We start from the raw sequence: 14,167 nt of genomic DNA on the forward strand, positions 1-14,167 counted from the left end.
AGCGTGCCGGCCCCTCTCCGCCGCAGGTGTGCACGACAGCGGCGCGCCCGGGTTCCGGCCGCGCCGCTGCGGAGTTGTGGTCAGCCCTTGGAAGAGCCCCCGGGTCAGTGGAGCTTGTTGACGGCGGTCTTCGTCGTGGTGCGGAAGGCGGTCAGCGGGGCGTCCTTGAGGTCGCCCATCTGGCCCCAGCGGACGAGGGTGACGGTGCGGCCGTCGCGGCCGACGGAGAACAGGTGGATGTCGGTGATGCCGATCTGCGGGTCGGCGGTGTCCAGGCTGTAGACCCAGGCTCCCTCCTCGACGTCGAGCTTGCCGTGGGAGGCGCTGACGGCCTTCAGGCCCGGATTCTGCTGCTCCAGCAGGGGCCCACAGCCGGCGAGGGCCTTGCGGAGGGTGTCGACCAGCTTCACGGCGTCGGCCTCGGTGCGGGCGACGGTGGTGACCTGGACGCCGTTGGTGTCGAGCTCGGTGCTGAACTCGCGGTAGCGGGTGTTCTGCGCCGGGATCTTGTACGGGGCGCAGAGGACGCCGCCGTTCTCCGGGACGCCGGTGAAGACCTGGGTGGCGGTCCACGGCGTCGACGACGGCGGCATCTGGGAGGCGGCGAGGAAGGCGGGCTGGGCGGCGGCCTGCGCCGGGGCCGTGGCGAGGGCCGCGAGGCCCAGGGCGGCAGCGGCGGCGGTGGCGAGTGCGGTACGGAGCTTGTTCATGGTGGTGGATCCCCCGTCGGGTCGTTCGTTCGGTCAGTGCTCAACCAGCGTGGGGCCGGCGCCCGCCGCCTGCAACGATCACGCGCCCACCATCCGTCCCGGAACCATTCCACCCCCGTTGACGTGCAAGGACGTGAGGGTGGGACGCAGGGTCGAGGGGGATGGAATGCCGAAGGACGCCGCCGTCGAGGAGTTCGCGGGGCTCGTGCACGCGCTGAAGGCGCGGGACGGGAGGAGTTTCGAGGCGCTGGGCCGGCGCCTGAGCGTCAGCGCGTCCACCCTCCACCGCTACTGCTCCGGCGCGACCGTCCCGGAGGAGTTCGCCGTGGTCGACCGCCTCGCCCTGCTGTGCGGGGCGGACGAGGAGGAACGGCGGGCCCTGGAGGCGGCCTGGACGGAGGCGGACCGCGCCCGCCGCCGAGCGGCCTCGCCCCTGCCCTCGCCCACGCCTGTGCCGGCCGCGCCGGAATCGGACCCGGAACCGTCCGCGCCGGAACCGGGCCCCGACCCCGCCCCGGACCCGACCGCGCCGGAGGCGCCCCGCGCCCGCCCCCGTCGTGCCGCCTCCGCTCCCCTCCTCGTCGCCGCCGCCGTCGCCCTCGTCGTGCTCGCCCTCGCCGCCGCCCTGCTCGGCCACCCCACCCGTACGGCTTCCGCCCCCGCTCCCGCTTCCACCCCTCCGGGGCGGACCGCAGCCCCCCTCCCCTTCACCTGGACCATCGGTTCCGAGCTCTGGCAGGGCGGATGCGGGCACACCTACCTCGTGGACCGTGCCCCCCGCGCGGTCGCCCCGCCGCCGGTTGCGGCCGACTCCGGTGCGTGGGCCGGGACGCACGGTGCCGTGCACGGCGGGGAGGCGCTGGTGCGGATCACACTCCAGGGCCGGTCGCCGTCCGACGCCGTCGTCCTCCAGGCCCTGCACGTGCGCGTGGTCGACCGGGCCGCGCCGCTGCCGTGGAGCGCGTACCGGATGGACAACGGCTGCGGCGGCGCCGTCACCCCGCGCCACTTCGCCGTGGACCTCGACCGGCCGCGCCCGCTCGCGAGGCCCGTCGACGGCCTTGACGCCTCCGGCGCCGAGGTCCGGACGATCCCGGCCGTCTCCTTCCCGTACAAGGTCACCTCCTCCGACCCCGAGGAGCTGCTCGTCTCCGCCCGGACGGCGGGCTGCGACTGCCGCTGGTACCTGGAGCTGGAGTGGAGCGCCGGGGGCCGTTCGGGGACGGTGCGGATCACGGACGGCGGGAAGCCTTTCCGCACGAGCGGGACCGGAGGGAGGCCGGCGTACGTGTACGACCCCGCCGAAGCGCGCTGGATCACAGACACGGAGTCTGGACAGACCGGGTGACCGATGAGTAACTTCGACTGACACAGGCTGAGCAAGCGCTTAGGCACATGCCGGAGCGCCGGAGCGACCGGCCGGACCAGGACAGGAACCGAAGGAGGCGGCTCGTGCGCCGTACCGTATTCAACGAGGACCACGAGGCGTTCCGGGAGACCATCCGCGCCTTCATCGAGGCCGAGGTCGTCCCCGTCTACGACGAGTGGTTCGCGGCGGGTCAGGCGCCGCGCGACTTCTACTACAAGCTCGGCGAGCTCGGGATCTTCGGCATCAACGTCCCCGAGGAGTTCGGCGGCGCGGGCCTCGACACGCACAAGTTCGAAGCCGTGCTCTACGAGGAGACCGCGCGCGCGGGCGTCCAGTTCGGCGGCTCCGGCGTGCACGTGCTCCTCGCCCTGCCGTACATCAAGATGCTCGCCAGCGACGAGCAGAAGAAGCGCTACCTGCCGAACTTCGTCTCCGGCGAGGAGATGTGGGCGCTGGCGATGACCGAGCCGGGCACCGGCTCCGACGTCGCGGGCATGAAGACCACCGCCAAGCTCTCCGAGGACGGCACGCACTACGTCCTCAACGGCGCCAAGACCTTCATCACCGGTGGTGTGCACGCCGACCGCGTCATCGTCTGCGCCCGCACCTCCGCCCCCAGCGAGCAGGACCGCCGCTTCGGCATCTCCCTGTTCGCCGTGGACACCAAGTCCGAGGGCTACTCCATCGGCCGCAAGCTGGACAAGCTCGGCCTGCGCACCTCCGACACCGCCGAGCTGGCCTTCGTCGACGTCAAGGTCCCGGTCGAGGACCTGCTCGGCGAGGAGGGCAAGGGCTTCTACTACCTCGGCCACAACCTGGCCTCCGAGCGCTGGGGCATCGCCTTCGGCGCGTACGCCCAGGCCAAGGCGGCCGTCCGGTTCGCGCAGCAGTACGTGACCGAGCGCACCGTCTTCGGCAAGCCGGTCGCCCACTTCCAGAACACCAAGTTCGAGCTGGCCGCCTGCCAGGCCGAGGTCGACGCCGCCGAGGCCGTCGCCGACCGCGCCCTGGAGGCGCTGGACGCGGGCGAGCTGACGCCGGCCGAGGCCGCCAGCGCCAAGCTCTTCTGCACCGAGGTCGCGCACCGCGTCATCGACCGCTGCCTCCAGCTGCACGGCGGCTACGGCTACATGAACGAGTACCCGATCGCCCGCCTGTACGCGGACAACCGCGTCAACCGCATCTACGGCGGCACCAGCGAGATCATGAAGTCCATCATCGCCAAGTCGATGGGCCTGTAGGTCCTGTGCCCCAAAGCGTCCAGCCGCTCGACGACCTGCTCGATCTGCTCGACCTGGAGCGGATCGAGCAGGACATCTTCCGCGGCGAGTCCCGGTCGGCCCTGGTCCCCCGCGTCTTCGGGGGCCAGGTCGCCGCCCAGGCGCTGGTCGCGGCCGGCCGCACGGTCCCCGGGGACCGGCTCGCCCACTCGCTCCACGCGTACTTCCTGCGCCCCGGGGACCCGGGCGCGCCGATCGTCTACACCGTGGACCGCATCCGCGACGGCCGTTCCTTCACCACGCGGCGGGTCGTCGCCGTCCAGCACGGGCAGCCGATCTTCCACCTCTCGGCGTCGTTCCAGACGTACGAGGAGGGCCTGGAGCACCAGGCGGACATGCCGCCCGCCCCGGACCCCGAAACCCTGCCGACGGCCGCCGAGATGCTGCCGCGCCACCTGCCCGCCCCGGTCGCCGAGCGGCTGGTGGAGGCCCGCGCGGCGGTCGACCTGCGGTACGCCGAGGTGCCGCCGTGGGGCAGCGTCGGGGAGCCGCGCGAGCCGCGCTCCCAGGTCTGGTTCCGCACCAACGGCAAACTCGCGGACGACCCGCTGCTGCACGTGTGCCTCGCCACGTACGTCTCCGACATGACGCTGCTCGACTCGGTGCTGCTCGCGCACGGCCGCGGCGGCTGGGCGGTCGGCGACGTGGTGGGCGCCTCGCTGGACCACGCGATGTGGTTCCACCGGCCCTTCCGCGCCGACGAGTGGCTCCTGTACGACCAGGAGTCCCCCTCCGCGTCGGGCGGCCGCGGACTGGGCCAGGCCCGCATCTACACCCAGGACGGCCGGCTGGCGATCTCCGTCATCCAGGAGGGCGTGGTCCGCGTCCCCAGGGCCTGAGACCCGCCCCGCGGGCGAGGAACGACGCCCCTAGGACACGAGGCCCGCGGCGTCCAGCAGGTACTCCGTCATCGGCTCGTAGAAGCGCGGGTCGACGACGTGGTCGTCGAGCGGCACCGTGACCTGCAGGGTGCCCTCGGCCTCGCCGATGAAGAGGGCGGGGTCGTTGCAGTCGGCGTACCCAACGGAGTCGATGCCGCGCTGGCCCGCCCGGCCCGCCCAGCCGTGGTCCGCGACCACCAGGTCGGGCTGGACCGCCAGGTGGTCGAGGATGGCGTTCATCGGCTCCGGCGAGTGGGTGTGCCACAGGCTCGCGCCGCGCTCGAAGACGGCGACGTCCGCGAACTGCACCACGTACCCCTCGTCGGCCGTCAGCCCGCCCGGGATGCGCACGATGTCGCACCCGGCGGCCCGCAGGGCGGCCGCCGTGCGGCTGTGCACGTCCAGCAGCGCGCCGGGGTGGCCGGTCGCGAACAGCACCCGCTCCTTGCCGGCGGCGGCCTTGCGCAGCCGCGCGGCCAGCCGGTCGAGCCCGTCGACGGTCAGCTCGGGGTCGATGGTGTCCTGCCCGGCGCGGTGCGCCGGGTCGTCGTTCACCCCGCACCGCTCGGCCATGACGGCGAGCACGTCCTGCTCGTCGGTCCACCGCGTGCCCAGCTCCAGGCCGAGCCAGTAGTGGCGGTCGCCGTTCGCGAGCTTGCGGTAGTGGGAGAGGTTGTTGTCGCGGGGTGTGGCGACGTCTCCGGCGATCCGGGTGCGGACGAGGTGCTCGACGAGGGCGGCGCGGCTGGGTATCGGCATGCCCCCCATTCTGCCGTCAGCGGGGCCCGGAAGGCCCGCCGTCCCATATGCCGGAGTGCCGGGGCGGCCGCCCCAGCGTCACCGTGCGCAGCAGCCACTCCACCGGCCCCTGCCGGAAGCGCCCCAGCACACGGGGGCTGACGAACAGCTGCGCCGCGTACACGGCGAGGCCCGCGGCCACGGCGGCGGCCGCGCCCGCGCGGCCGTACAGCCCGAGTCCGTATCCGGTGAAGAGCAGTGCCATCACCAGTGACTGGCACAGGTAGTTGGTGAGCGCCATGCGCCCGGCGGGCGCGAGCAGGGCGGCCGCCCGGGCGCCGCGCGGCCCGGCGAACCAGAGCATCAGCGCGCTCGCGTAGGCGGCGGTGAGCGCCGGAGCGGTGGCCAGGCCCACGGTGTAGCACAGGACTTCCCAGCGCTCCGGGAGGGGCGCGACGGTTCCCGCGGCCATGACGAGCCCGCCGGGCAGGCCCACGGCCAGCCCGATGGTGCGCGTGCGCCGCAGCCGGGCCGGGTCGGCCGTGCCGCCGGTGAGCAGGTGCCGCCGTCCGGCCACCAGACCCACCAGGAAGGCCGCGACGACGGATCCGCCGGCGAGCAGCAGGGCGACCAGTGCGTCGGACCAGGCGGAGAGGTTGGCGGCGATGACGTCGGCGGCGTCGCCCCGCATGTCCGCGGCCAGCCGGGCGGCGTCCCGCGCGGCCTGCGCCGTCTCGGCGGCGCCGGGCTCCGGTGCGAGCGCGGCGAGGGCGCCCAGGAGGAACAGCAGGCCGATGGGGACCGCGTACACCCAGCGCGCGGCGCGCCGCAGGCGCTCGGCCGCCGCGTTGCGGACGAGGAGCAGGACGAGGCCCAGCACGGCGTACATGGTGAGGATGTCGCCGCTGTAGAGCAGCGCCATGTGCAGGGCGCCGAGGACGAACAGGCCGAGGAGCCGGCGCAGCATCCGGGGGACGAACGGCGCTCCGGCGCTCCGCGCCGACTGCTCCTGCAGGCTGAAGCTGTACCCGAAGAGGAAGGAGAACAGCAGGTAGAACTTGGTCTCGACGAGGGCGGTGACCAGCCAGTGGGCGACCAGGTCGGCACCCGCCACGGCCGGGTCGGCCGCCGTGCGGCCGTAGGTGCCCGACATCACCAGGATGTTCACCAGGAGGATGCCGCCGAGGGCGAAGCCGCGCAGCGCGTCCACTTCGAGGATGCGCGGTCCGGTGGCCGGTCGCGCGGCCACCGGCCGAGCGGGTATGTCCGCGTGGTCCTGCGTCACTTCACGTCCCAGGTCGGTGGCGTCGGTGGTGTGGGCCGGTTCCGGTGGGAGCCGGCGGCCGGTGGGCCGGTTCCGGTGACGAGCATGTCAGCCGGATGGCGCAACGGCGTCACACCTGGGCAGGACAGCCTCTCCGACCCGGGGTGGAGAGGTGTGCCGGGGACGGGCGCGGACGCGGGTCAGGCACCGGGGGCCGGCGTGGGCGGTTCCCCGCCGTCGGCCGCCGCCGCGAACGCCCCACTGGCCAGCCGGTGCAGCAGCGCCGCGGTCGCGGCGCGGCCGGGCAGGGCGCCGGCGGGGCCGAGGTGCGGGGTGGAGTTGAGCAGTCCGAAGACGGCGTGGACGGAGGCGCGGGCGGCGGACTCGGCGAGGACCGGGTAGGTCTCGCGGACGGCCTCGACCCACAGCTCGACGTACTGGCGCTGGAGCTGGCGGACGCGCTTGCGGTCGCTCTCCCGGAGGCGGTCCAGCTCCCGGTCGTGCAGGGTGATGAGCGGGCGGTCGTCGAGGGCGAAGTCGATGTGGCCCTCGATGAGCGCGTCGAGCAGCTCCCGGGCCGGGGCGGCGGCGCGCTCGCGTTCCCGGACGCGCTGCCGGCCGCCGTCGAGGAGCCGCTCGCTGATCCCGACCAGGAGCTCCGCGAGCATCGCGTCCTTGCCCGGGAAGTGGCGGTAGAGACCGGGCCCGCTGATGCCGACCGCGGCCCCTATCTCGTCGACGCCCACGCCGTGGAAGCCGCGCTCGGCGAAGAGGCGGGCGGCCTCCTTCAGGATCTGCTCGCGGCGCGTCGGGGCATCGGTGCGGGTGCTCATGGGATTGATTCTAGACAAGGCGGTTAGCGCTCGTTAACCTGAACGAAACGCGTTAACGCTCATTAACTTCAGTCGTACGAGCAAGGGAGCTCGACACGATGCAGCAAGCACCCGTGCTGAGCAGCACGGCCGACCCGGCCTCCGCGGCCTGGCAGGCCAACGAGGCCGCGCACCAGGAGCTCGCGGACGAGCTGCGGGCCCGGCTCGTCGCCGTCCGTCTGGGCGGCGGTGAGAAGGCCCGCGCCCGGCACACCGCGCGCGGCAAGCTGCTGCCGCGCGACCGCGTCGACACGCTCCTGGACCCCGGATCCCCGTTCATGGAGCTCGCCCCGCTCGCGGCCAACGGCATGTACGACGACCAGGCGCCCGCCGCCGGGGTGATCGCCGGCATCGGACGGGTCGCCGGCCGGGAGGTCGTCGTCGTCGCGAACGACGCGACCGTCAAGGGCGGCACGTACTACCCGATGACGGTCAAGAAGCACCTCCGCGCCCAGGAGGTGGCCCTGGAGAACCGGCTCCCGTGCGTCTACCTCGTGGACTCCGGCGGCGCCTTCCTGCCCATGCAGGACGAGGTCTTCCCCGACCGCGAGCACTTCGGCCGGATCTTCTACAACCAGGCCCGCATGTCGGGCGCGGGCATTCCGCAGATCGCCGCCGTCCTCGGCTCCTGCACGGCCGGCGGGGCGTACGTCCCGGCGATGAGCGACGAGGCCGTGATCGTGCGCAACCAGGGCACGATCTTCCTGGGCGGTCCGCCGCTGGTGAAGGCGGCGACCGGCGAGGTCGTCACCGCCGAGGAGCTCGGCGGCGGCGAGGTGCACTCCCGCATCTCCGGCGTCACCGACCACCTCGCGGAGGACGACGCGCACGCCCTGCGCATCGTGCGGAACATCGTCTCCACCCTCCCCGCCCGCGGCCCGCTGCCCTGGTCCGTGGAGCCCGCCGAGGAGCCCAAGGTCGACCCCGCGGGGCTGTACGGCGCGGTGCCGGTCGACTCGCGCACGCCTTACGACGCCCGCGAGATCATCGCGCGGATCGTGGACGGCTCGCGGTTCCAGGAGTTCAAGTCGGAGTTCGGGCAGACGCTCGTCACCGGCTTCGCCCGCATCCACGGCCACCCGGTGGGCATCGTCGCCAACAACGGCATCCTGTTCGCCGAGTCCGCCCAGAAGGGCGCCCACTTCATCGAGCTGTGCGACCAGCGCGGCATCCCGCTGCTCTTCCTGCAGAACATCTCCGGCTTCATGGTCGGCCGGGACTACGAAGCGGGCGGCATCGCCAAGCACGGCGCCAAGATGGTCACCGCCGTCGCCTGCACGCGCGTGCCGAAGCTGACGGTCGTCGTCGGCGGCTCGTACGGCGCGGGGAACTACTCCATGTGCGGCCGGGCGTACTCCCCCCGCTTCCTGTGGATGTGGCCCAACGCCAAGATCTCCGTCATGGGCGGCGAGCAGGCGGCGTCCGTCCTCGCCACCGTCAAGCGCGACCAGCTGGAGGCGCGCGGCGACACCTGGCCCGCGGAGGACGAGGAGGCGTTCAAGGCGCCGATCCGCGCGCAGTACGAGCGGCAGGGCAGCGCCTACTACGCGACGGCCCGCCTGTGGGACGACGGCGTGATCGACCCGATGGAGACCCGCCAGGTGCTGGGGCTGGCCCTGACCGCGTGTGCCAACGCCCCGCTCGGCGAGCCGGGCTTCGGCGTCTTCCGGATGTGAGGGGACCTACGACGATGACGATGGGGACGACGATGTTCGACACCGTCCTGGTGGCCAACCGAGGCGAGATCGCGGTCCGCGTCATCCGTACGCTGCGGGCCCTCGGCATCCGGTCGGTCGCGGTCTTCAGCGACGCGGACGCCGACGCCCGGCACGTACGGGAGGCGGACACGGCGGTACGGATCGGTCCGCCGCCCGCCGCCGAGAGCTATCTGCGCGTGGACCGGCTGCTGGAGGCGGCGCGGCGCACCGGCGCCCAGGCGGTCCACCCGGGGTACGGGTTCCTCGCGGAGAACGCCGCGTTCGCGCGGGCGTGCACGGACGCGGGGCTCGTCTTCATCGGGCCGCCGGCCGAGGCCATCGCGCTCATGGGTGACAAGATCCGCGCCAAGGAGACCGTGCGGGCCGCCGGAGTCCCGGTGGTGCCCGGCTCCTCGGGCAGCGGACTGACCGACGACGAACTGGCGGCGGCCGCCCGCGAGATCGGCATGCCGGTGCTGCTGAAGCCGTCGGCGGGCGGCGGCGGCAAGGGCATGCGGCTCACCCGCGTCGAGTCGGCGCTGCTGGACGAGATCGCGGCCGCCCGGCGCGAGGCCCGCGCCTCGTTCGGCGACGACACCCTGCTGGTGGAGCGGTGGATCGACCGGCCCCGGCACATCGAGATCCAGGTGCTGGCGGACGGGCACGGCAACGTCGTCCACCTCGGTGAGCGCGAGTGCTCCCTCCAGCGCCGCCACCAGAAGATCATCGAGGAGGCGCCGAGCGTCCTGCTCGACGAGGCGACCCGCGCGGCGATGGGCGAGGCGGCCGTGCAGGCGGCCCGCTCCTGCGGCTACCGCGGCGCCGGCACGGTCGAGTTCATCGTCCCGGGCGGCGACCCCTCCTCGTACTACTTCATGGAGATGAACACCCGCCTCCAGGTCGAGCACCCGGTCACCGAACTGGTCACCGGCATCGACCTGGTGGAGTGGCAGCTGCGGGTGGCCGCCGGGGAGCCGCTCGGCTTCGCCCAGGAGGACATCCGGCTCACCGGGCACTCCGTCGAGGCGCGCCTCTGCGCCGAGGACCCCTCCCGGGGCTTCCTCCCCTCGGGCGGCACCGTCCTGGCGCTCGACGAGCCGCGGGGCGCGGGCGTGCGCACCGACTCCGGCCTGAGCGAGGGCTCGGAGATCTCCAGCCTGTACGACCCGATGCTCGCGAAGGTCATCGTCCACGCCGAGGACCGGCCGACCGCCCTGCGCACGCTGCGCGCCGCGCTCGCCGGCACGGTCACCCTCGGCGTCCCGACCAACGCCGGTTTCCTGCGCCGCCTCCTCGCCCACCCCGACGTGGTCTCCGGCGACCTGGACACCGGACTGGTCGAGCGGGAGGTGGACGGCCTCGTCCCCGACGGCGTCCCGGAGGAGGTCTACGAAGCGGCCGCGGCGGTCCGGGAGGCCGCACTGCGGCCCCGGCCGGACAGCGGTGGCTGGGTGGACCCCTTCTCCGTGCCCAGTGGATGGCGCCTCGGCGGTGAACCGGCGCCCCTGACGCACTGGCTGCGGGTGGCGGGCAGCGAACCCGTCGCGCACCGGAGCCGGGGCCGGGCGCGGGTCACGGACGACACGGTCACGGTCACCCTGGACGGCGTCACCCACGCCTTCCGCCGCGCCGGGACGTGGCTGGGCCGGGACGGGGACAGCTGGAACGTCCTGGACCACGACCCCGTCGAGGCGTCCCTCGGCCGGGCCGCGCACGGCGGAGCCGACTCGCTCACCGCGCCCATGCCCGGGACGGTGACCGTGGTGAAGGTCGCCGTCGGGGACGACGTCGTCGCCGGGCAGGGGCTGGTCGTCGTGGAGGCGATGAAGATGGAGCACGTCATCTCCGCCCCGCACGACGGCACCGTCGCCGAGCTGGACGTCACGCCCGGCACCACCGTCGCCATGGACCAGGTCCTGGCCGTGGTCGTCCCGAAGGAGGAGGAATGACCACCGGACCCACCGGACCCACCGGACCCACCGGACCCGCCGGGCTGCCCATGACCGTGCCCGCGCCCGGGCTCCCCGCGCGCGTGCGGATCCACGAGGTCGGCCCGCGCGACGGCCTGCAGAACGAGCAGGGCACCGTCCCCACCGAGGTGAAGGCCGAGTTCATCCGGCGGCTGGCCGCCGCCGGTCTCACCACCGTGGAGGCGACCAGCTTCGTGCACCCCAAGTGGGTGCCCCAGCTGGCGGACGCCGAGCAGGTGTTCCCGCTCGTCCGGGACCTCGACGGCGTACGCCTGCCGGTGCTCGTGCCCAACGAGCGCGGGCTGGACCGGGCGCTGGCCCTCGGGGCCCGGCACGTCGCCGTGTTCGCGAGCGCCACCGAGTCGTTCGCGAAGGCCAATCTCAACCGCACGGTGGACGAGTCGCTCGACATGTTCGAGCCCGTCGTCACCCGTGCCGTGGAGGCGGGCCTGACGGTGCGCGGCTATCTGTCCATGTGCTTCGGCGACCCGTGGGAGGGGCCCGTCCCCGTCGCCCGGGTGGTCGGCGTCGCCCGCCGCCTGAGGGACATGGGCTGCGACGAGCTGAGCCTCGGCGACACCATCGGCGTGGCCACCCCCGGCCACGTACGGGAGCTGCTCGCCGCGCTGGACGACGCCGGGATCCCGGTGGGCACGCTGGCCGTGCACTTCCACGACACCTACGGCCAGGCCCTCGCCAACACCCTCGCCGCGCTCCAGCACGGCGTGACCACCGTGGACGCCTCGGCGGGCGGCCTCGGCGGCTGCCCGTACGCCAAGTCCGCCACGGGCAACCTCGCCACCGAAGACCTCGTGTGGATGCTCCACGGCCTCGGTATCGACACCGGGGTCGACCTCGGCCTGCTCACCGCCACGAGCGTGTGGCTGGCCGGCCGGCTGGGCCGTCCCAGCCCCTCCCGCACAGTCCGCGCCCTCGCCGGCGCCGCCTCCCACAAGGAGTGACCGACCGATGTCCCTGGACCACCGGCTCTCACCGGAGCACGAGGAACTGCGCCGCACCGTGGAGGAGTTCGCCCACGAGGTCGTCGCACCGAAGATCGGCGACTTCTACGAGCGCCACGAGTTCCCCTACGAAATCGTCCGGGAGATGGGGCAGATGGGCCTGTTCGGCCTGCCCTTCCCGGAGGAGTACGGCGGCATGGGCGGTGACTACCTCGCCCTCGGCATCGCCCTCGAGGAGCTCGCGCGCGTCGACTCGTCCGTGGCCATCACCCTGGAGGCGGGCGTCTCGCTCGGGGCGATGCCGCTCTACCGCTTCGGCACCGAGGAGCAGAAGCAGCAGTGGCTGCCGCGCATGTGCAGTGGCGAAATCCTGGGTGCGTTCGGGCTGACGGAGCCGGAGGGCGGCTCGGACGCGAGCGGGACGAAGACCACGGCCCGCCGCGAGGGTGACGAATGGGTCATCAACGGGTCGAAGTGCTTCATCACCAACTCCGGTACGGACATCACCGGTCTGGTCACGGTCACCGCCGTCACCGGCCGCACCCCGGAGGGCAAGCCGCTCATCTCGTCCATCATCGTGCCGTCCGGAACCCCGGGCTTCACGGTGGCCGCCCCGTACTCCAAGGTCGGCTGGAACGCCTCGGACACCCGCGAGCTGTCCTTCTCCGAGGTCCGGGTGCCCGTCGCCAACCTGCTGGGCGAGGAGGGCCGCGGGTACGCGCAGTTCCTGCGCATCCTGGACGAGGGCCGTATCGCCATCTCGGCCCTGGCGACCGGTCTTGCGCAGGGATGCGTGGACGAGTCGGTGAAGTACGCCAAGGAGCGGCGGGCGTTCGGGCGGCCCATCGGCGACAACCAGGCCATCCAGTTCAAGATCGCCGACATGGAGATGCGGGCGCACATGGCCCGTATCGGCTGGCGCGACGCCGCCTCCCGGCTGGTGAGCGGGGAGCCGTTCAAGAAGGAGGCCGCGCTGGCGAAGCTGTACTCGTCGACGGTCGCGGTGGACAACGCCCGTGAGGCCACCCAGATCCACGGCGGCTACGGCTTCATGAACGAGTATCCGGTGGCCCGCATGTGGCGCGACTCCAAGATCCTGGAGATCGGCGAGGGCACCAGCGAGGTGCAACGCATGCTGATCGCACGCGAGTTGGGCCTCTCGGCCTGACGCAGGCAGCTACGGCGGGCCCGGCCGGGGACGACCCCGCGCCGGGCCCGCCGGCGTGTGCGGGGGAGCCGTCGTCACGGAAGGGCGCCGCGGGCCCGGACGAATATGCCAGGGGCACCCCCTGGACAAGTCCTGAGGTTAGGCTAACCTACCTTCGAACTTGCCCAGGCCGATCATCGGCTCGTACGAAAGCGATCCCGCCATGCCCAGCAACGCCCGAGCCACTCATCTCACCCGTCGTGGTCTGCTCGCCGCAGGCGGTGCCCTCGGGCTCGGCGCCGCGCTCGTCGCGTGCGGCACCGACAACGGCAAGGGCGACAAGGACTCCGGCGCCGCCGCCGGGAAGTCCGGTCCGTTCACCTTCAAGGACGACCGCGGCACGACCGTCGAGCTCAAGGCCGCCCCCAAGAACATCGTCGCCTTCACCGGCACCGCCGCTGCGCTCCACGACTTCGGCGTCGAGGTCAAGGGCGTCTTCGGCCCGACGTACGTCGAGGACCCGAAGACCAAGAAGAGGACCCCCGACGTCCAGGCCGGCGACCTCGACATCGACAAGGTCGAGATCATCGGCAACACCTGGGGCGAGTTCAAGATCGAGGAGTACCTCAAGCTCCAGCCCGAGCTGCTCATCACGGACATGTGGGAGAAGGACCAGCTCTGGTACGTCCCGGAAGAGCAGAAGGACAAGATCCTCAAGATCGCGCCGAGCATCGCCCTGTGGGCCTCCGACCTGTCGATGCCCAAGGTGCTTCAGCGCCACGTCGACCTGGCCCGGGCCCTCGGCGCCGATGTGAAGGCCCAGCAGATCGTCGACGACAAGGCCCGCTTCGAGAAGGCGGCCGCACGGCTGCGCCAGGCGGCCAAGGCCAAGCCGGAGATCAAGGTCCTGATCGGCTCCGCCGCCGCCGACCTGTTCTACGTCTCCACCCCGGCCCGGCCCAGCGACACGCTGTATTTCAAGGAGCTCGGCGTCAACCTGGTCACACCCACGAAGCTGGACCAGGGCGGCTGGTTCGAGAGCCTCAGCTGGGAGACCGTCGACAAGTACAAGGCCGACGTCATCCTGCTGGACAACCGCTCCTCCGCGCTCCAGCCCGCGGCCCTCAAGTCCAAGCCGACCTGGGCGCAGCTGCCCGCCGTCAAGGCCGGCCAGGTCGTCCCGCGCGTGACCGAGCCCGTCTACTCGTACGGCAAGTGCGCCCCGATCCTCGAGGACCTCGCCAAGGCGATCGAGAACGCCAAGAAGGTGGCCTGAC

The 14,167-nt window shown here is 72.8% G+C and carries 12 protein-coding genes; 8 read left to right on the forward strand and 4 right to left on the reverse strand.

Translation table 11 applies throughout. The features are described 5' to 3' along the window. Positions 1-104 precede the first annotated feature (104 nt). Positions 105-710 (reverse strand): hypothetical protein, encoded by a 606-nt coding sequence (locus tag ACIA79_RS27015; protein WP_399430941.1) that lies wholly within the window; start codon positions 708-710, stop codon positions 105-107. A gap of 166 nt (positions 711-876) precedes the next feature. Between ACIA79_RS27015 and ACIA79_RS27020 the strand changes: the two genes are divergently transcribed. The 3 genes from ACIA79_RS27020 (at position 877) to tesB (ending at position 4,198) form a co-directional block, all read left to right on the forward strand. After that, the gene (locus ACIA79_RS27020; protein WP_399430942.1) at positions 877-2,058 is read left to right on the forward strand and encodes a helix-turn-helix domain-containing protein; all 1,182 of its coding nucleotides are present in this window, start codon (positions 877-879) and stop codon (positions 2,056-2,058) included. 104 nt (positions 2,059-2,162) lie between these two features. Beyond that, the gene (locus tag ACIA79_RS27025; RefSeq protein ID WP_399430943.1) at positions 2,163-3,320 is read left to right on the forward strand and encodes an acyl-CoA dehydrogenase family protein; all 1,158 of its coding nucleotides are present in this window, start codon (positions 2,163-2,165) and stop codon (positions 3,318-3,320) included. Positions 3,321-3,325: 5 nt separating this feature from the next. Beyond that, complete coding sequence (tesB, locus tag ACIA79_RS27030; protein WP_399430944.1) at positions 3,326-4,198, forward strand: acyl-CoA thioesterase II; 873 nt, start codon at positions 3,326-3,328, stop codon at positions 4,196-4,198. 30 nt (positions 4,199-4,228) lie between these two features. On the opposite strand, the gene ACIA79_RS27035 is transcribed toward tesB, so the two are convergent. The 3 genes from ACIA79_RS27035 to ACIA79_RS27045 all read right to left on the reverse strand — a co-directional run bounded on the left by ACIA79_RS27035 (position 4,229) and on the right by ACIA79_RS27045 (position 7,075). Continuing rightward, positions 4,229-4,999 carry a phosphatase gene (locus ACIA79_RS27035; protein ID WP_399430945.1) on the reverse strand — a complete coding sequence of 257 codons (771 nt, stop codon included), beginning with the start codon at positions 4,997-4,999 and terminating at the stop codon, positions 4,229-4,231. A 16-nt stretch (positions 5,000-5,015) separates the two neighbouring features. Next, positions 5,016-6,227, reverse strand: a complete 1,212-nt coding sequence (locus ACIA79_RS27040) for a DUF418 domain-containing protein (protein WP_399430946.1) — start codon at positions 6,225-6,227, stop codon at positions 5,016-5,018. A gap of 215 nt (positions 6,228-6,442) precedes the next feature. Further along, on the reverse strand, positions 6,443-7,075 hold the full coding sequence (locus ACIA79_RS27045) for a TetR/AcrR family transcriptional regulator (RefSeq protein ID WP_399430947.1): 633 nt from the start codon (positions 7,073-7,075) through the stop codon (positions 6,443-6,445). Between the two features lie 98 nt (positions 7,076-7,173). Between ACIA79_RS27045 and ACIA79_RS27050 the strand changes: the two genes are divergently transcribed. The 5 genes from ACIA79_RS27050 (at position 7,174) to ACIA79_RS27070 (ending at position 14,166) form a co-directional block, all read left to right on the forward strand. Further along, positions 7,174-8,790: a carboxyl transferase domain-containing protein gene (locus tag ACIA79_RS27050; protein ID WP_399430948.1), complete on the forward strand. Its 1,617-nt coding sequence runs from the start codon at positions 7,174-7,176 to the stop codon at positions 8,788-8,790. Between the two features lie 32 nt (positions 8,791-8,822). Further along, positions 8,823-10,760 carry an acetyl-CoA carboxylase biotin carboxylase subunit gene (locus ACIA79_RS27055; RefSeq protein ID WP_399430979.1) on the forward strand — a complete coding sequence of 646 codons (1,938 nt, stop codon included), beginning with the start codon at positions 8,823-8,825 and terminating at the stop codon, positions 10,758-10,760. Continuing rightward, entirely contained in the window at positions 10,757-11,743 is a 987-nt protein-coding gene (locus ACIA79_RS27060; protein ID WP_399430949.1) for a hydroxymethylglutaryl-CoA lyase, read from the forward strand. Before ACIA79_RS27055 ends, ACIA79_RS27060 begins: the two co-directional genes overlap by 4 nt. A gap of 7 nt (positions 11,744-11,750) precedes the next feature. Continuing rightward, positions 11,751-12,911, forward strand: coding sequence for an acyl-CoA dehydrogenase family protein (locus tag ACIA79_RS27065; protein ID WP_399430951.1), 1,161 nt, complete (start codon positions 11,751-11,753; stop codon positions 12,909-12,911). A gap of 202 nt (positions 12,912-13,113) precedes the next feature. Continuing rightward, a complete protein-coding gene (locus ACIA79_RS27070; RefSeq protein WP_399430952.1) occupies positions 13,114-14,166 on the forward strand; it encodes an ABC transporter substrate-binding protein in 1,053 nt (350 codons plus the stop codon). Position 14,167: the final 1 nt, after the last annotated feature.

The sequence above is a fragment of the Streptomyces sp. NPDC051310 genome (assembly GCF_044455245.1).
Lineage (GTDB): Bacteria > Actinomycetota > Actinomycetes > Streptomycetales > Streptomycetaceae > Streptomyces.